Genomic DNA, 17,998 nt, shown 5'->3' on the forward strand with positions numbered 1-17,998 from the left:
GTCAGGCCTCCGTCCGAAGCGACACGATCGCGTCGCCCGGTGCAACCGTGGCGCCCGCGGGTGCGAGCACCGCCTCGACGGTCCCGGCTTGCGCCGCGAGGACCTTGGTCTCCATCTTCATCGCCTCCACGACAGCGACGGTATGGCCGGCCTCGACCCGCTGCCCCTCCGACACGAGCACCTTCCACACGTTGGCCGCGAACGGCGCCTCGACGCCCACGCAGCCCTCCGCGAGCGTCGGCGGCGGCGCGGGAACGGCGGGCTCGACGTCCCGGTCGAACTCCCCCGCCGCAGTCCAGCGGTCGCGCTCCTCCGCGAACGCCCGGCGCTGCGCGGTCCGGAAGCGGGAGATCGACTCGGCGTTCGCGTCGAGGAACCGCGCGTGGTCTGCGAGCGAGAGCTCGCCCTCGGTGATCTCGGGGCGCCAGAGGCCCGCGGCGAAGTCGGCGCGAAGGCGGAGCAGCTCGTCCGCGTCGACGGGGTACCACGTGATGCGGTCGAAGAACTCGAGCAGCCACGGGCGCGAGCCGTCGCTCGCGCGGTCGGCGCCCGCGAAGGACGCCCACCTGTCCCACACCTGCGTGGTGCGGCCCACGAACTGGTAGCCGCCGGGCCCCTCCATGCCGTAGATGCACAGATAGGCACCGCCGATGCCGACGGAGTTCTCCGCGGTCCACGTGCGGGCGGGGTTGTACTTGGTGGTGACCAGCCGGTGACGCGGGTCGAGCGGCGTGGCGACGGGGGCGCCCAGGTACACGTCGCCCAGGCCCAGCACCAGGTACTCGGCCTCGAAGAGCGTGCGGTAGACATCGTCGACGCTGTCCAGGCCGTTGACCCGCCTGATGAACTCGATGTTCCACGGGTTCCATGGGGCGTCGTCGCGGACGCCCGCCTCGTAGCGGGCGATCGCCTCGCGCGTCGCCGGGTCGTCCCACGACATCGGCAGGCGCACGTGACGGCTCGGGACCACCAGATCCTCGGCGTCCGCGACGTCCGCCGCGAGCGCGAGGAGCCGCTCGAGCGCCCCGATGTTGGCATGCGCGGGGTCCTCGAACGTGACCTGGAGCGACCGGATGCCGGGGGTGAGGTCCCGCAGGCCCGGCAGCGCCGCGTCGCGCACGCGCTGCTGCAGCACGTGGACGCGCGCGCGGAGCGTGAGGTCGAGCTCCTGAGGACCGAGCTCGATCAGCAGGCTGTCGTCGCTCTGGCGGCGCACCACCACGCCGTCGCGGTCGGCGAGCACGCCCCGCGGGCAGCCCGGCTGTTCGGGGATCGCGGGCTCGAGCCGCACGAACCGCACCTGATCGCCGGCCGCGAGCTGGCCGAGCTTCCACCGCTCCCCCTTCGCGACGGTGACGGGCGTGACGAACCCGCCGAGGCTGGGCCCGTCGGGGCCGAGCAGCACCGGGGTGTCACCGGTGAAGTCCATGCCGCCCACCGAGTAGGGCGTGTCATGGATGTTCGACGGATGCAGACCCGCCTCGCCACCGTCGGCGCGCGCCCAGGAGGGCTTGGGGCCCACCAGCCGCACGCCGGTGCGATCGGAGTTGAAGTGCACCGTGTAGGCGGCGGACAGGATGGTGTCGACGTCCCCTGGTGTGAAGAAGTCCGGGGCGCTGTGCGGCCCGTCGAGCACCCCGATCTCCCACGAGGCGCCTATGGCGGGACGCTCGAGCTCCGCGTCGACCGGGAGCGCCCCCCCGACGGACCCGGGCCCGAGCGGAAGCTCGTCGCCGGCGTGCAGCGCGCGTCCGGCGTGGCCGCCGAACCGTCCCAGCGTGAACGTCGCCCGCGATCCCAGGTACTCGGGGACGTCGAAGCCGCCGCTCACCAGGACGTAGGCGCGTAGGCCCGCCTCGACGCGGCCCACCGTCAGCACGGAGCCCGCGGGGACGTCGATCGCCTCCCACTGCGGCACGGCGCGGCCGTCGACCGTGACCGGCACCGGCGCGCCCGTGACGCACACGCGCACGTCGCCGGCCATGCACAACGACGGCCCCGTCACGGTGCACTCGAGGCCGGCGGCGCCGGGGGCGTTGCCCACGATGCGGTTGCCGAGCGTGAAGCTGCGGTCATCCATGGGTCCCGACGGCGGCACCCCGATGTGCCACAGCCCCGTCCGGCCGGGCCCCGCCTGCACGGTGGTGAGGAAGCCCGCGTCCTCGACGCGGATGCCGGCCGCGGGGGCCGTGATCTCGCCGCCCAGGCTCGCGGTGGTGTGCGCGCCGTCCGCCACGACCGGGTCGCCCGCGATCCGGCGCAGCAGCGCGAGGTTGGTGTGCACGCCGTCGATGCGGGTCGCCGCCAGCGCGTCCGCCTGACGTGCCCACGCCTCGGCGCGGTCCGTGCCCGCGGTGATGACCTTGGCCAGCATGGGGTCGAAGCGCATGCCCACCTCGGTGCCGGAGCGTACCCAGGTGTCGACGCGCGCGCCCCCGGGCAGCTCGATGCGGGTCACCGTGCCGGGGCTCGGGCGGAAGTCCGCGACGGGATCCTCAGCGTAGACGCGGCTCTCGACCGCGGCGCCTGAGACCGGCACCTGGCCCGTCGCGGCGTACGGAGCGAGGAAGCTCGCGTCCCCGGAGGCGAGGCGGATCATCCACTCCACCAGGTCCACGCCGGTGACGGCCTCGGTCACGGGGTGCTCGACCTGAAGCCGCGTGTTGATCTCGAGGAAGGACGCCTCGCCCGTCTCCGCGTCCAGCACGAACTCGACGGTGCCGGCGCTGCGGTAGCCCACGCTCGCCCCGAGCTCGCGCGCCGTCGCGTGGAGCCGCTCGCGGACGTCGGGCGCGAGACCGAACGCGGGGGCCTCCTCGACCACCTTCTGGTTGCGGCGCTGCAGCGTGCAGTCGCGGTCGCCCAGCGTCACCACGGCGCCGTCGCCGTCGCCGAAGATCTGGACCTCGACGTGCCGCGCCCGCTCGATGTACCGCTCCGCGAACACCCCTCCGCCGACCACGGCGGCGATGCGGGCGACGCCCTCGTACGCGTCGGCGACCTCATCGAGGGTCCGCACGACGGCCATGCCCTTGCCGCCGCCGCCCGCGGCGGCCTTCACGATCACCGGCAGACCGATCTCCGCGACCCGCGCCGTCGCGTCCTGCGCGTCGCGCAGCTCCGGCGTCGCCGCGGAGGTCGGCACGCTCGCGGCGATCGCCCGCTCGCGGGCCGCCTGCTTGTCGCCGAACAGCGCGATCTGCTCCGGGCGAGGCCCGATGAAGACCAGCCCCGCGGCCTCCACCGCGGCCGCGAAGCCGGGGTTCTCGGAGAGGTAGCCGTAGCCGGGGTGAATGCCCCAGACGCCGTGCGCGATGGCGACGTCGATGAGCTGCTCCGCATCGAGGTAGGGGTCCAGGTCCCCGCGCCGCTCGAGCCGCGCCACTCGGTCGGCCTGCTCGATGTGGAGGCTGCCGCGGTCGTCGTCGGTGTACACGCCGAGAGTCGTGCCACCCCACGCCGTGACCGAACGGAAGATGCGGCACGCGATCTCGGCGCGGTTCGCCACCATGACCGATCGCGGGGTCGTCTGTGTCGTCATGCGGGGACTCTATCGGACGATAGGTAAACGCCGTGTTACAGCTCGAGGCGCGCGATGTTTCACCGCCCGCGGGACCCCCGCCCGGGCGCGGCGGGACGATGCGGCAGCCGGCGCATCGTCCCGCAGGACGCGGGCGTCGACGGGAGCCCGGGAACGGCACAGGGCCCCGACACCGGTGGGTGTCGGGGCCCTGGGGAGGGACTCGCAGGGGGTTGCCCTGGAGCCGGATCGGGTCAGGCCTTCTTGGCCGCCTTCTTGGCGGGGGCCTTGGTGGCGGGGACGGCCTCGGCCTTGCGGTTGGCCTTCACGTCGTCCCAGGTGATGCCGTAGTACGCGGCCTCCATCATCACCTTCATGTCCTCGAGGATCGGAAGGCGCGGGTTGGCAGGCGCGCACTGGTCGGCGTACGCGTTCATCGCGAGCGTGTCGAGCGAGGCCATGAAGTCGGCCTCGTCGACGCCCACCTGGCTGAACGAGCGCTCGATGCCCACCTTGTCGCGCAGCGCCTCCACCGCGGCGGCGTAGGACTCCACGCCCTCCTCGGGGGTCGAGGCCGGGAGGCCCAGGTGCTTCGCGATGGTCTGGTAGCGCTCGGGAGCCACGTAGGACTCGGCCTTCGGCCACGAGGCCGGCTTGGTCGGGACCTTGCCGTTGTAGCGGATGACGTGGGGCAGGTAGATCGCGTTGGTGCGGCCGTGGGCGACGTGGAACGTCGAGCCGGTCACGTGCGACATGGCGTGCACCAGGCCCAGGAAGGCGTTGGCGAAGGCCATGCCGGCGATGGTCGCCGCGTTGTGCATCTTCTCGCGGGCCTTGACGGCGCCACCGCCCACCGTGACGGACTCCTCGATGTACTCGAAGACCATCGTGATGGCCTGCAGCGCGAGGCCGTCGGTGTAGTCGTTCGCGTAGACGGAGACGAACGCCTCGGTCGCGTGGGTCAGGGCGTCGAAGCCCGAGTCCGCGGCGACGCGCGAGGGGAGGTTCGCGGTGAGGACCGGGTCCACGATCGCGACGGTCGGCGTGAGCGCGTAGTCCGCGAGCGGGTACTTGCGGCCGTTCTCCGGGTCGGAGATCACCGCGAACGGCGTCACCTCGGAGCCGGTGCCCGACGTGGTCGGGATGCAGACCAGCTTCGCGATCTCGCCCAGCTTCGGGAACTGGAAGGCGCGCTTGCGGACGTCGAAGAACTTCTCCTTGAGGTCCGCGAAGTCGACCTCGGGGTGCTCGTACAGCAGCCACATGACCTTCGCGGCGTCCATCGGCGAGCCGCCGCCGACGGCGATGATGGTGTCGGGCTTGAAGGCGCGGAGGGTCTCGGCGCCCTTGCGGACGGTCGCGACGCTCGGCTCGGGCTCGACGTTGTCGATGATCTGGACCGACACGTTGTTGCTGCGGCGGTTGAGGACGTCGAGGACCTTGTCGACGATGCCGATGCGGGTCATGGTCGCGTCGGTGACGATGGTGACGCGCTCGACGCCGTTCATGTCGTGCAGGTACTGGATCGCGTTGGGCTCGAAGTAGGTCTTGGCCGGCACCTTGAACCACTGCATGTTGTTGTTCCTCCGGCCGATGCGCTTCACGTTGATGAGGTTGACCGCGGTGACGTTGTTCGAGACCGAGTTGTGGCCGTACGAGCCGCATCCGAGCGTCAGCGACGGCATGAACGCGTTGTAGATGTCGCCGATGCCGCCGTGGCTCGAGGGCGAGTTCACGATGACGCGGATGGCCTTGACGCGCTTGCCGAAGTCCTTGATCAGCTCGTCGTCGGTCGCGTGGATCGCGGCCGAGTGGCCCAGGCCGTGGAACTCGACCATGCGCTCGGCGTAGTCGAGGCCCTGCTCGGTGGAGTCGGCCTTGAGGACGGCGAGGACCGGGCACAGCTTCTCGCGGGTGAGCGGCTCGCTCTCGCCGACGGTCGAGACCTCGGCCAGGATGATCGAGGTCTCCTCCGGGACGGAGAAGCCCGCCTGCTCGGCGATCCACTGCGGCGACTTGCCCACCACGTTCGGGTTGAGCTTCGCACCGGCGCAGTTCTCACCGGACGCGGTGACGCCGAAGATGAACTCCTCGAGCTTCGCCTTCTCCGCCGGGGTGACCTTGTAGGCGTGGAGGCGGTCGAACAGCGACAGCGCCTTGTCGTAGATCTCGGCGTCGAGGATGACGGCCTGCTCCGAGGCGCACACCATGCCGTTGTCGAACGCCTTCGAGATCACCAGGTCGTTGATCGAGCGCTCGAGCACGGCCGACTTGTGCACGTAGGCGGGGACGTTGCCCGCGCCGACGCCGAGGGCCGGCTTGCCGCAGCTGTACGCCGCCTTGACCATGGCGTTGCCGCCGGTCGCGAGGATGAGCGCGACGCCGTCGTGGTTCATGAGGAGGTCGGTCGCCTCGAGCGACGGGGTCTCGACCCACTGGATGCAGTTCTCGGGGGCGCCGGCCGCGATGGCCGCGTCGCGCACGATCTTGGCGGCGGCGACGGAGGACTGCTGAGCGCTCGGGTGGAACGCGAAGATGATCGGGTTGCGGGTCTTCAGCGCGATGAGCGACTTGAAGATCGCGGTCGAGGTGGGGTTGGTGACCGGGGTCACGCCGGCGACGACGCCGACGGGCTCCGCGATCTCGGTGATGCCCTTGATCGGGTCCTCGTTGATGATGCCGACGGTCTTCATGGGGCCCATCGAGTGCGTGACGTGCTCGCACGCGAAGATGTTCTTGACGGCCTTGTCCTCGAACACGCCGCGGCCGGTCTCCTGGACCGCGAGGACGGCGAGTTCGCCGTGCTGGTTGAGGGCGGCCACCGAGGCCTTCTTGACGAGCAGGTTGACGTCGTCCTGCGTGAAGACGCTGTAGGCGTCGAGCGCCTCCTGCGCATTCGCGACGAGCGTGTCGATGGCGGTCGCGACGTCGGTGGTCGCGCTCTCCGGTGCGGTGGTAGTCATCTTCGTCTGGCTCCTAGTGCCGGGTGCCGGCCCCCTCCGGGCCTCGATCCCCATGTCCTTCACGGTAGGGGCGCGGCGCGCGGATCTCGCGGGGCAGAGGTCCCGGGGACCATAGGCCCACTACCAGGGATTTTATACCCCATGGGGTATATTGATCAGGGGTGTTCGACACTTGTCGCGGGCACGATGCGGGCCTTGCACGGGCCCCGGAAGCCGGGTTGCGCGGGGTTGACACCGCGCCGCCCGGGGCGCCGGGTCAGCCGACCACGACGTCGCCCGCCCATGCGCCGATGCCGCCCTCGAGGCCCACGGTGCGCTCGACCCCGGCGGCCGCCATCCGGTCGACCGCGGCGCGCGACCGGCTGCCCGAGCGGCAGTACACCGCATAGTCCCCCGCGGGGTCGAGCTCGGCGATCGCGGCATCGAAGCCTGCGTCGGAGACGTCGATGTTGACGGCGTCGGGGAGATGGCCCTCCGCATACTCCGCCGGCGTGCGGACGTCGATCACCACCACCCCGTCGACCGCGACCGCGTCGGCGAATCGCGTCGAGGAGACGTGCGAGCCGTCGAAGGCGACGGGGCCGCTCTCGGCGGGCGAGCAGGCGGCGAGGGTCGAGGCGAGGATGAGGGCGAGGGCGGCGAGGGCGCCACGGCGGATGCTGACCATGCCGCACAGCATACCCCAGGGGGTATAGGCCACGACGCCCGTCGCGACAACGGCATCGGATCCTGCGGACCTGCGCGGCCGATCGCGTCAGCGGCAGACGACACTGCGATCGGGCCGCCAAGCGCATCGCACGCAGCCCTCGCGTCACCCGGCTCGCCCTCCGGTTCGGCCTCTGGCTCGTCAGCAGCCGATCACACCAGGCGCTGCCACTGTGCGGAAACCCGTCCCGAATCCGCAGCAGCCGCGGCCATCGCACCCACGCCGCAGGCGCCCCGCCCGCGCCCGCGCACAGACACGACAGCGCCCGGCGCGCACCCCCAGGAGAGCAGGGGCGCGCGCCGGGCGCGGGGCGCGTCAGGCGACGCGGATGAGCTTCTTGTTGACGAACTCGTCAGCCGCCAGGAGACCCATCTCGCGCGAGGTGCCGGACCGCTTCACGCCGCCGAAGGGCAGCTCGGGGCTGTCGGCGAGCACGCAGTTGACGTAGACCATGCCGGCCTCGATCGCGTCGGCGACGCGCTCCGCCTGCTCGGGATCGGTGGTGAACACGTACGAGCCGAGCCCGTACGCCGTGTCGTTCGCGAGCGCGACGGCCTCCTCCTCGGACGCCACCTTGTAGACCGCCGCCGCGGGGCCGAACAGCTCCTCGCGGTACACGTCCATGTCCTTCGTGACGCCGGTCAGCACGGTCGGCTCGAAGAACGCACCGTCGCGCTTGCCGCCCGCGACCAACGTCGCACCCTGGGCCACCGCCGTGGAGACCTGCGCATCGAGACGTTCCGCCGCGGCGAGCGAGGACAGCGGGCCGATCACCGACTCCTCCGCGAACGGGTCGCCCGCGGTGCACGCGACCATCGCGTCGGTGAACTTCGCCAGGAACTCGTCGTACAGCCCGTCGATCACGATGAAGCGCTTGGGCGCGTTGCAGGACTGCCCGGAGTTGTCCATGCGCGCCTCGACGGCGCCGGCGACCACGGAGTCGAGGTCGTCGGTCGACAGCACGATGAACGGGTCGGAGCCGCCCAGCTCCAGCGCGACCTTCTTGAGGTGCTGCCCGGCGAGCGCCGCGACCGCGGAGCCCGCACGCTCGGAGCCCGTCACGGAGACCCCCGCGATGCGCCGGTCGGCGATCATCGTCGCGGCCTGGTCGTTCGACGCGTAGACGTTGACGTAGACGCCCTCGGGGAAGCCCGCGTCGGCGTACATCTGCGCGATCGCCGCGGCCGACTCGGGGCACTGCGGCGCGTGCTTGAGCACGATCGCGTTGCCCACCACGATGTTCGGCGCCGCGAAGCGTGCCACCTGGTAGTAGGGGAAGTTCCACGGCATGATCCCGAGCAGCGCACCGAGCGGGCTGCGACGGATCACGGCCGTGCCCTCGCCGAGGATCTCGAGCGGGGTGTCGCCCGTGATCCTCTCGGCGTTGTCCGCGTAGTACTCGGTGATGTCCGCGGCGAAGTCCACCTCGCCGAGCGCGTGCGACAGCGGCTTGCCCATCTCGCGCACGATGATCGCGGCGAGCTCCTCGCGGCGCTCGCGGTGCAGCTCGGCCACGCGGCGCACCAGCGCGGCGCGCTCCTCGACCGTGGACGAGCGCAGCCACCCCCGGTAGGCCCCGTCGGCCGCCGCGAGGGCGGTCTCGACGTCCCCGTCGGACATCGTCGGGTAGTCGGCCAGGCGCTCGCCGGTGGCCGGGTTCACTACTGCGTAGCCGGACATGTGTCTCCTTGCGTTGCGGTTGAGGGGTGGACGATGCGGCGGGCGGGTCAGCCCGCCGGGATCAGGGTGTACTTGGTCGACAGGTACTCGTGGATGCCCTCGAACCCGCCCTCGCGGCCGATGCCGGACTGCTTGACGCCTCCGAACGGCGCGGCGGCGTTCGAGACCACGCCGGCGTTGAGGCCCATCATCCCGGTGTCGAGCCTGTCGATGAGGCGGTGGCCGCGGGCCAGGTCCTGCGTGAAGGCGTACGAGACCAGGCCGTACTCGGTCGCGTTCGCGAGGGCGATGGCCTCCTCCTCGGTCTCGAACGTGGCGATCGCGAGGACGGGGCCGAAGATCTCGGTGCTGAGGATCTCGGATCCGGGCTGCACGCCCGTGAGCACGGTCGGCTGCACGAACGAGCCCGGCCCGTCGATCGCCGCGCCGCCCGTCGCCACCGAGGCGCCCTTGGCCACCGCATCGTCCACGAGCGCGAGCGAGGTCGCCACCGCGCGGTCGTCGATGAGCGGGCCGATGGACACGCCGTCCTCGGTGCCGCGGCCCACCTTCATCTCCGCGACGCGGGCGGTGACGCGGCGCGCGAACTCGTCGGCGACCGACGCGTGCACGATGAACCGGTTGGCCGCCGTGCACGCCTGGCCGATGTTGCGGAACTTCGCCATGAGCGCGCCCTCGACGGCCTTGTCGAGGTCCGCGTCCTCGAACACCAGGAACGGCGCGTTGCCGCCCAGCTCCATCGACACGCGCAGCACGCCGTCGGCGGCCTGCTTGATGAGCGCGCGGCCCACCTCGGTCGATCCGGTGAAGGACAGCTTGCGCAGGCGCGGGTCCGCGAGCAGCGGCTCGGACACCGCACCCGAGCGCGACGTGGTGATGACGTTGACCACGCCGGCGGGCACCCCCGCCTCCTCGAGCACCGAGGCCAGCAGCAGCGTGGTGAGCGGCGTGAGCGCGGCGGGCTTGACCACCACGGTGCAGCCGGCGGCGAGCGCCGGGGCGATCTTGCGCGTCGCCATCGCGAGCGGGAAGTTCCACGGCGTGATGAGGTAGCACGGCCCGACGGGGCGCTGCGAGACGATCATGTTCCCGGTGCCCTCGGGGTTCGAGCCGTAGCGGCCGGTGATGCGGACGGCCTCCTCGGAGAACCAGCGCAGGAACTCGTTGCCGTACGCGACCTCGCCGCGGGCCTCCGCGAGCGGCTTGCCCATCTCGAGCGTCATGAGCACCGCGAAGTCCTCGGCACGCGCGCGCACCAGCTCGAACGCCTTGCGCAGGATCTCGCCGCGCACGCGCGGCGCCGTCGCGGCCCACGCGTCCTGCGCGGCGACGGCCGCGTCCAGGGCGCGCCGCGCATCGTCCGGCGTCGCGTCGGCGATGCTGGCGAGCACGGCTCCCGTCGAGGGGTCGGTGACGTCGAGGGTGCCGCCGGACGATGCGCCGGTCCACTCCCCCGCGATGTACAGGCCCGTGGGGACGGCGTCGAGGAGCACGCGCTCCGCTGCGGCGGTCACGCCGCGACCTCGGCCGCGAGCGCGGCGGCGACCACGTCGAGGCCCTCGGACAGGAGCGCGTCGTCGATGGTGAGGGGCGGGAGGAAGCGCAGCACGTTGCCGTAGGTGCCGCACGTGAGCACGATGACGCCGTCCGCGATGCAGCGCCTGGCGACCGCGCCGGCGAGCGCGCCGGCGGGGGCCTGGGTCGCCGGGTCGACCAGCTCGATCGCGATCATCGCGCCCCGACCGCGGATGTCGCCGATGCGCGGGTCGGCCGCCTGCATCGTCTCGAGGCGCGCGGTCATGAGCGCCTCGATCTCGCGGGCGCGGTCGGACAGGTCCTCGGTCTCGAACACCTCGATGCTCGCGAGCGCCGCGGCGCACGCGATGGGGTTGCCGCCGTACGTGCCGCCCAGCCCGCCGGCGTGCGCGGCGTCCATGATCTCGGCGCGGCCCGTCACCGCGGCGAGCGGGAGGCCGCCGGCGATGCCCTTGGCGGTGGTGACGAGATCGGGGACCAGGCCGAAGTGCTCGGAGGCGAACATCGCGCCGGTGCGCGCGAACCCGGACTGGACCTCGTCCGCGATGAGGACCACGCCGTTGGCGGTGCACCACGCGGAGATCGCCGGCAGGAAGCCCTCCGCAGGGACGATGAAGCCGCCCTCCCCCTGGATCGGCTCGATGATGACCGCAGCGAGGTTCTCGGCGCCCACCTGCTTCTCGATCACCGAGATCGCCTTGGCCGCCGCCTCGGGCCCGGCGAGGCCGTCGCGGTACGGGTAGGACATGGGCGCGCGGTAGACCTCGGCCGCGAAGGGACCGAAGCCGCTCTTGTAGGGCATCGACTTCGCGGTGAGCGCCATGGTGAGGTTGGTGCGGCCGTGGTACGCGTGGTCGAAGGCGACCACCGCCTGGCGGCCGGTGGCCTTGCGGGCGATCTTCACGGCGTTCTCGACCGCCTCGGCGCCCGAGTTGAACAGCGCTGACTTCTTCGCGAAGCCGCCGGGCGTGAGGCGGTTGAGCGCCTCGGCCACGGCCACGTAGCCCTCGTAGGGCGACACCATGAAGCACGTGTGGGTGAACTGCGCGGCCTGGCGCTGGACGGCCTCGACCACCTTGGGGTGGGCGTTGCCCACCGACGTGACCGCGATGCCGGAGCCGAGGTCGATGAGCGAGTTGCCGTCCGCGTCGACCACGACGCCGCCGCCGGCCGCGACGGCCGCGATCGGGGCGGTGTGGCCCACGCCCGCGGCGACGGCGGCCGCCTTGCGGGCGAGCAGCTCCTGCGAACGGGGGCCGGGGATCGCGGTGACGAGGCGGCGCTCCTGGGCGAGCATCGGTCCGCCCAGCGCGGGGGCGGCGTCGGTGTCGAGGGTGGTCATGGCTGCGACGCTAGGCGCGCGGCCTCGCCGCGCGCACTCGCCACGATGTACAACTGCTTGCCCTGCAGTGTCCACGCTGGCAGGCTCGCGTCATGGCAACACCGACCATCCGCGCGCTGCTGGCCCGTCCCGAGCTGCATCTGCGGCTCGCTACGCCCGAGGAGGAGGTCGCTCCCGGCGCGCTCGATGCGACGGTGCGCTGGGTGCACAGCTCCGACCTCGCGGATCCCACCCCCTTCCTCGCCGGCGGGATGGTCCTGCTCACCACCGGGACGCAGTTCCACGATGTCGGGGACGATGCCCGCCCGTACGCCTCCTACGTCCGCCGCCTCGCCCGGTCGGGCATCCTCGGGCTCGGCTTCGGCACCGAGGTGGTGCGCGACGGCATCCCCGATGCGCTGGTCGAGGCGTGCCTCGAGGCGCGGCTGCCGCTGTGGGAGGTGCCGTACGACACCCCCTTCATCGCGCTCGCGCGCGCCAACGCGGAGTCGCTCGCGGCGGTCGCGTACGAACGCCGCTCGTGGGCGCTCGAGGCCCAACGCGCCGTCGCGGTCGCGGCCCTCAAGCCGGATGGGCTGCGCTCCATGCTCGCGGAGCTGTCCCGGCGGCTCGGCGCGTGGGTGGGCCTGGTCGACGCGGACGCGCTGGTGCACGAGCACCCCGGCGGCGGCGTCGATGCGACCACCGTGGCGACGCTGCGCCAGCACGCCGGGACGATGCTGGTGCGCGGCGTGCAGGCGACCTCCGGGGCGACGATCGGCTCGCGCGAGTTCCACCTCCAGACGCTCGGCCAACGCGGGCGCCTGCGCGCCGTCCTCGCGATCGGCGCGGCCGAGCTCGACGAGCAGCACCGCGCCGTGGTCACCACCGTGGTCGCGATGGCGGCGCTCGCCCTCGAGCAGCGCCAGGACCTCGATCAGGCGCGAGAGACGCTCGCCGCGGGCGTGCTCGCGGCGCTCACGCGCGGGGACGTCGCGCTCGCCTCTGACGTCGCGCGGGCCTCGGGTGCCCCCCTCCCGGACGCGCCGGTGGTGCTCGCGGTCGCCGACGAGCGCCTCGCCGCGGCGGGCGGCGCCGGCCGGTGGCTCGACGCCCGCGGGGTGCCGCTGCTGCACACGCGCGAGGGCGGGGACCTGGTGATCCTCCTGGCCGAGGAGGACGCCGCGCTGCTCGACGAGCTGGTGCTGCGCCACGGCGGCACGGTCGGCGTGTCGACTCCGGTCGGGCTCGGCGCGGTGACCGAGGCGCTGTCCCAGGCGCGCGCCGCGCGGGAGCGCCGCCTCGCGCCCGTGACGCGCTTCGCCGACCTGCCCGGAGCGGGCGTGCTGACGCTGCTCGACGGTCCCGAGGCGCGCATCGTCGCCCGGGCCGCGCTCGCGCCGCTCGCGGAGCACGACGCCGAGCAGGGCACGGACCTGGTCGCGACGGTCGCCGCGTGGTTCGCGGCGGACTGCGCGCACGACGCGGCGGCGCGCGCGCTGGGCGTGCACCGGCACACCGTCCGGGCGAGGCTCGCGACCGCGCAGGAGCTGCTGGGGCAGGACCTCGCGACCGTCGCCGGCCGGGCGCAGCTGTGGGCGGCGCTGCGCGCAGCGGGCCTGCTCGGCTGAGCGCGCTGCGCCCGCAGGCGCGCTGCGAGGTGCTCAGTGCTCGAATGCGAGCGCAACGGGCACTGAGCACCTCACAGCGCGAATGGCGGCTCAGGCGATGAGGGCGTCGACCTCGCTGAGAGCCGCGTCGATCACCGCGAGGCCGCGCCGGAGCTCGTCCTCGGTGATGATCAGCGGCGGCGCGATGTGCGTGCGGTTGAAGTGCACGAACGGCCACAGCCCCGAGTCCTTGCACGCCTTCGCGAACACGCCCATGGGGGCGGCGTCCGCGCCGGCGGCGTTGAACGGCACCAGGGGCTCGCGGGTCTCCTTGTCGCGGACCAGCTCGATCGCCCAGAACAGGCCGGTGCCGCGGATCTCGCCCACGCACGGGTGGCTCTCGAGCCAGCCGCGAAGCGTGGGCTCGATCACCCGGGAGCCCAGGTCCTTGACGCGCTCGAGGATGCCGTCACGGCGGAACACCTCGAACGTCGCGACGCCGGGGGCGCATGCGAGCGGGTGCCCCGAGTAGGTGAGCCCGCCGGGGAACACGCGCTCGTCGAACGCCGCGGCGATGTCCTTCGAGATCACCACGCCGCCCAGCGGGACGTAACCCGAGTTCACGCCCTTGGCGAAGGTGACGAGGTCCGGCTCGACGCCGTGCGCCTGGTACGCGAACCACTCGCCGGTGCGCCCGAAGCCGACCATCACCTCGTCCGCGATGTAGACGATGCCGTACTTGTCGCACAGCGCGCGCACGCCGGCGAGGTAGCCCGGCGGCGGCACCAGCACACCGTTGGTGCCCACGATGGTCTCGATGAGGATCGCGCCGATGGTCGACGCCCCCTCGAGGACGATGGTCTGCTCGAGGTGCTCGAGCGCGCGGGCGGTCTCCTGAGCCTCGGACTCCGCGTGGAAGGCGGAGCGGTAGAGGTACGGCCCGAAGAAGTGGACCACGGAGCCGTCGGCGGGCTCGTTGGGCCAGCGGCGCGGGTCGCCCGTGAGCGAGATCGCCGTCGTCGTGTTGCCGTGGTAGCTGCGGTACATCGCGAGCACCTTGCGCTTGCCCGTGACGAGGCGCGCCATGCGCACCGCGTTCTCGTTCGCGTCGGCGCCGCCGTTGGTGAAGAACACGCTCTGGAAGCGCTCCCCCGCCACCTCGGTGATGAGGCGCGCGAGCTCGCCGCGCACATCGTTCGCGAAGGACGGCTGGATGGTCGCGAGACCCCGCGCCTGCCTCTCGATGGCCGCGATGAGGTCGGGGTGCTGGTGGCCCAGGTTGAGGTTCACCAGCTGCGAGCCGAAGTCGAGGAAGCGGTTGCCCGCGTAGTCCCAGAACTCCGACCCCTCGCCGCCCGCGACGGGCAGCGGGTCGATGAGCGCCTGCGCGCTCCACGAATGGAAGACGTGCTGGCGGTCATCGGCCCGAACGCGGGCCTCGGCGCCGGTCATGGCGTCCTGCTCGATGGTCATCTCTCCCCCTCAGTGGTTGGACGGGAATCCGAGGTCGATCTGCGACTCGCTGGGCTCGGGCCAGCGCGTGGTGACCACCTTGGAGCGCGTGTAGAAGTGGACGGACTCGGGCCCGTAGATGTGCGAGTCGCCGAACAGCGACTGCTTCCAGCCGCCGAACGAGTACGCGCCGATCGGCACCGGCAGCGGCACGTTGACGCCCACCATGCCCACCTCGATGTCGACCTCGAACGAGCGGGCGGTGCCGCCGTCGCGCGTGAAGATCGCGGTGCCGTTCGCGAAGGAGTTCGCGTTGACCAGCGCCACGGCCTCGTCGTAGGACGATGCGCGGGTCACCGCGAGCACGGGGCCGAAGATCTCGTCGTCGTAGACCTTCATGCCGGGCTTGACGTGGTCCACGAGCGACGTGCCGACGAAGAACCCGTCGCCCTCGAACTCCTGCGCGGTGCCGTCGACCACGACGGTCGCACCCTCGGCCGCGGCGCCGGTCACGTACGAGGCGACGCGGTCGCGGTGCTCGCGCGTGATGAGCGGACCCATCTCCGAGGCGGGGTCGGTGCCGTCGCCGATGGTGAGGCCCGCCATACGCTCGGCCACCTTCGCAACCAGCGCATCGGCCGTCTCCTCGCCCACGGGGACCAGGACCGAGATCGCCATGCAGCGCTCGCCGGCCGAGCCGTACGCCGCGGAGACCGCGGCGTCCGCCGCCGCGTCGAGGTCCGCGTCCGGCATGACGATCATGTGGTTCTTCGCGCCGCCGAGCGCCTGCACGCGCTTGCCCTGCGCCGTGCCGCGCTCGTAGATCGCGCGGGCCACCGGGGTCGATCCGACGAAGCTCACGGCCTTGACCTCGGGCGAGTCGAGCAGCGTGTCGACGGCGACCTTGTCGCCGTGGACCACGTTGAGGACGCCCGCGGGCAGGCCCGCCTCCTCGAACAGGCGCGCGAGGAAGATCGACGCCGAGGGGTCCTTCTCGCTCGGCTTGAGCACGACGGTGTTGCCGCACGCGATCGCCGAGGCCGCCATCCACAAGGGCACCATCACGGGGAAGTTGAACGGGGTGATCGCGGCGACCACGCCCACGGGCTGCTTGACCGAGTGGACGTCGACGCCACGCGCGACCTGCTGCGAGTGCTCGCCCTTGAGGTGGTGGACCAGACCGGCCGCGAACTCGACGTTCTCGATGCCACGGCTGATCTCGCCCTTGGCGTCGGCGAGCACCTTGCCGTGCTCGCGCGTGATGATCGCCGCGAGCTCGTCCTGGCGCTCGATGAGCAGGTGGCGCAGGCGGAAGAACACGTCGGCCCGCTTGATGAGGCCGCTCGCGCGCCACGCGGGGAGGGCAGCCTTCGCCGCGGCGATCGCGTCCTCAACCTCGGCGAAGGTCGCGAAGGCGACCTGGGCGACCACCTCGCCCGTCGCGGGGTTCCACACGTCCCCCGTGCGCTCCCCGGCTCCCGCCTCGGCTCCCGCGATGTGATGACGGATCAGGCTCACAGCTCTCCCTTCGCATGCGCGCCGGACACTCTGCCGGGCGCGCCGATGTGCGCTAGGTGGCTAGATTCACACATACGATGGGCCGATGGACGTCTCCGACCGTCGCGAATTGTCCGGGTCCCCTACACATCGTCCGGGGCGGGCGGCGCTCGCCGCGCTGCCCTCCGTCACCGAGCTCCTCGAGGACCCCGCGTTCCGCGCGGGCAGGCCCGAGGTGCTGGTCGGGGGCGCGCTGCTCGACGCGCCCGTGCGATGGATCCACACGTCGGAGCGCGCCGACATCGCGCGCATGCTCGAGGGGCGCGAGCTGCTGCTGTCGATGGGCACGGCGTGGCCCGATGACGATGCAGGGCTGACCGAGCTGGTCGCGAGCCTCGCCGAGGCTGGCGTGTCCGCCCTGGTCCTCGAGCTGGGCACGCGGTACACGACGCCGCCGGCGGCCGTGGTCGAGGCCGCGCGCCAGCACGGGCTCGCGCTCGTGATCCTCCACCGCGAGGTGAGGTTCGTGACCCTCACCGAGGCGGGGCACAGCCGCATCATCGCGGGCCAGATGTCGGCGCTGCGGGCGCGAGACGAGGTCCGCGAGGTGTTCACCTCGCTCGCGCTGCGCGGCGCACCCGCCGATCACGTGGTGCGGGAGCTCGCACGCGCGCTCGGCGCCCCGGTGGTGCTCGAGAGCCTCGCGCACGAGGCGCTCATCGCCGAGGTCCCCGTCGGCGCCGAGGCCGCCGTGCTGGGCGACTGGGAGCGGCGCTCGCGCGCGGCGCACCGCGACGGCGGCGGCTGGCTCGTGGTGCCGGTCGACGCGCGAGGCAAGCGCTGGGGCTTCCTGGTCGCGCTTCCGGGGCCCGACCATGCCGCGGGACGGCGGAACGTGCTGCTTCAGGGCGCGGTCGCGCTCGCGCTCGGGAGGCTCGCCGACGGCGGACGCGACGAGTGGGCGACGCTGGCGCGCCGCCACGTGCTCGACCCCCTGCTCGCGGGCCGGTTCGCGACCCCCGAGGCCATGGCCGCGCGGCTCGAGGCCGCCGGCGTCCCCGTGGTCGATCGCCTGCTCTACGGCCTCGCGCTGCGCGGCGGCGATCCCACCGCCGCGGAGATCGAGTCGTGGGCGCTCGGCGCCGGCGCGCGGGCACGCGCGCTCCCGGTCCCCGCGCGGGGCGGGGCGGCGGTGACCGTCGTGCTGCTGTCGCGACCCGCGCATCGTCCGCTCGACGATGCGGCGGTAGCCTCGCTGCAGCGCACCCTGCGCGACGGCGCGCGCATCGGCATCACGGTGGGACGCGAGGCGGCCGACGTGGACGCCGCGACGCTGTCGCTGCACGAGTCGCTCGACAACGTGCGCGAGCCCGCGGCCGGCGAGGTGCTGTGGGTCGAGCGCCGCCCGCTGTCACGCCTGCTCAGCAGCCTGCGCGACGATCACCGGCTGCTGGACCATGGCGAGAGGATGCTCGCGCCGATCGTCGAGCACGATCAGCGCACGGCGGGCGACCTCCAGCGGGTGCTGCGCGCCGCGCTCGCCCACCCGGGCAACCGGACCGCGGCGGCGCGGGCGGCGCACCTCTCGCGGTCGGTCTTCTACCAGCGCCTCGAGCTCATCTCGACGCTGCTCGACGTCGACCTCGAGGACGGCGAGACGCAGACCGCGCTGCACATCGCGCTGCTGTCGCGGCACGCCTGAGGCGCAGGCCG

10 protein-coding genes are annotated in these 17,998 nt (G+C 72.6%); 2 read left to right on the plus strand and 8 right to left on the minus strand.

Going from position 1 to position 17,998, the window contains the following annotated elements; all coding sequences use genetic code 11:
- Position 1: 1 nt before the first annotated feature.
- The 6 genes from AOM09_RS09250 to gabT all read right to left on the minus strand — a co-directional run bounded on the left by AOM09_RS09250 (position 2) and on the right by gabT (position 11,747).
- Positions 2-3,541, minus strand: coding sequence for a 5-oxoprolinase/urea amidolyase family protein (locus AOM09_RS09250; RefSeq protein WP_062387220.1), 3,540 nt, complete (start codon positions 3,539-3,541; stop codon positions 2-4).
- Between the two features lie 233 nt (positions 3,542-3,774).
- Positions 3,775-6,483, minus strand: a complete 2,709-nt coding sequence (gene adhE, locus AOM09_RS09255; RefSeq protein ID WP_062387223.1) for a bifunctional acetaldehyde-CoA/alcohol dehydrogenase — start codon at positions 6,481-6,483, stop codon at positions 3,775-3,777.
- A 256-nt stretch (positions 6,484-6,739) separates the two neighbouring features.
- Positions 6,740-7,150 (minus strand): rhodanese-like domain-containing protein, encoded by a 411-nt coding sequence (locus AOM09_RS09260; RefSeq protein ID WP_082099011.1) that lies wholly within the window; start codon positions 7,148-7,150, stop codon positions 6,740-6,742.
- 354 nt (positions 7,151-7,504) lie between these two features.
- The gene (locus AOM09_RS09265) at positions 7,505-8,869 is read right to left on the minus strand and encodes an NAD-dependent succinate-semialdehyde dehydrogenase (RefSeq protein WP_062387227.1); all 1,365 of its coding nucleotides are present in this window, start codon (positions 8,867-8,869) and stop codon (positions 7,505-7,507) included.
- 47 nt (positions 8,870-8,916) lie between these two features.
- Positions 8,917-10,383 (minus strand): NAD-dependent succinate-semialdehyde dehydrogenase, encoded by a 1,467-nt coding sequence (locus tag AOM09_RS09270; RefSeq protein WP_062387231.1) that lies wholly within the window; start codon positions 10,381-10,383, stop codon positions 8,917-8,919.
- Positions 10,380-11,747 (minus strand): 4-aminobutyrate--2-oxoglutarate transaminase, encoded by a 1,368-nt coding sequence (gene gabT, locus AOM09_RS09275; RefSeq protein ID WP_062387234.1) that lies wholly within the window; start codon positions 11,745-11,747, stop codon positions 10,380-10,382. The genes AOM09_RS09270 and gabT overlap by 4 nt, the downstream gene beginning before the upstream one ends.
- Before the next feature lie 92 nt (positions 11,748-11,839).
- Between gabT and AOM09_RS09280 the strand changes: the two genes are divergently transcribed.
- Positions 11,840-13,357, plus strand: coding sequence for a PucR family transcriptional regulator (locus AOM09_RS09280; RefSeq protein ID WP_062387237.1), 1,518 nt, complete (start codon positions 11,840-11,842; stop codon positions 13,355-13,357).
- Between the two features lie 90 nt (positions 13,358-13,447).
- Here the strand turns inward: AOM09_RS09280 and AOM09_RS09285 are convergent, their stop codons facing one another.
- Complete coding sequence (locus AOM09_RS09285) at positions 13,448-14,809, minus strand: aspartate aminotransferase family protein (RefSeq protein WP_062387240.1); 1,362 nt, start codon at positions 14,807-14,809, stop codon at positions 13,448-13,450.
- 9 nt (positions 14,810-14,818) lie between these two features.
- On the minus strand, positions 14,819-16,306 hold the full coding sequence (locus tag AOM09_RS09290; RefSeq protein ID WP_062387243.1) for a CoA-acylating methylmalonate-semialdehyde dehydrogenase: 1,488 nt from the start codon (positions 16,304-16,306) through the stop codon (positions 14,819-14,821).
- An 85-nt stretch (positions 16,307-16,391) separates the two neighbouring features.
- Here AOM09_RS09290 and AOM09_RS09295 point away from each other — a divergent pair, with 85 nt between their 5' ends.
- Positions 16,392-17,987, plus strand: a complete 1,596-nt coding sequence (locus tag AOM09_RS09295; RefSeq protein ID WP_062387246.1) for a PucR family transcriptional regulator — start codon at positions 16,392-16,394, stop codon at positions 17,985-17,987.
- The last annotated feature ends 11 nt before the right edge of the window (positions 17,988-17,998 follow it).

It is taken from the genome of Demequina iriomotensis (assembly GCF_000971395.1).
Classification (GTDB): domain Bacteria; phylum Actinomycetota; class Actinomycetes; order Actinomycetales; family Demequinaceae; genus Demequina; species Demequina iriomotensis.

Excerpts from the sequence above, each read along its gene's own strand:
- gabT (WP_062387234.1), bottom strand. The coding sequence starts at position 11,747 with ATGACCACCCTCGACACCGACGCCGCCCCCGCGCTGGGCGGACCGATG.
- AOM09_RS09250 (WP_062387220.1), bottom strand. The coding sequence starts at position 3,541 with ATGACGACACAGACGACCCCGCGATCGGTCATGGTGGCGAACCGCGCC.
- AOM09_RS09285 (WP_062387240.1), bottom strand. The coding sequence starts at position 14,809 with ATGACCATCGAGCAGGACGCCATGACCGGCGCCGAGGCCCGCGTTCGG.
- adhE (WP_062387223.1), bottom strand. The coding sequence starts at position 6,483 with ATGACTACCACCGCACCGGAGAGCGCGACCACCGACGTCGCGACCGCC.
- AOM09_RS09280 (WP_062387237.1), top strand. The coding sequence starts at position 11,840 with ATGGCAACACCGACCATCCGCGCGCTGCTGGCCCGTCCCGAGCTGCAT.
- AOM09_RS09260 (WP_082099011.1), bottom strand. The coding sequence starts at position 7,150 with ATGGTCAGCATCCGCCGTGGCGCCCTCGCCGCCCTCGCCCTCATCCTC.
- AOM09_RS09265 (WP_062387227.1), bottom strand. The coding sequence starts at position 8,869 with ATGTCCGGCTACGCAGTAGTGAACCCGGCCACCGGCGAGCGCCTGGCC.
- AOM09_RS09295 (WP_062387246.1), top strand. The coding sequence starts at position 16,392 with ATGGACGTCTCCGACCGTCGCGAATTGTCCGGGTCCCCTACACATCGT.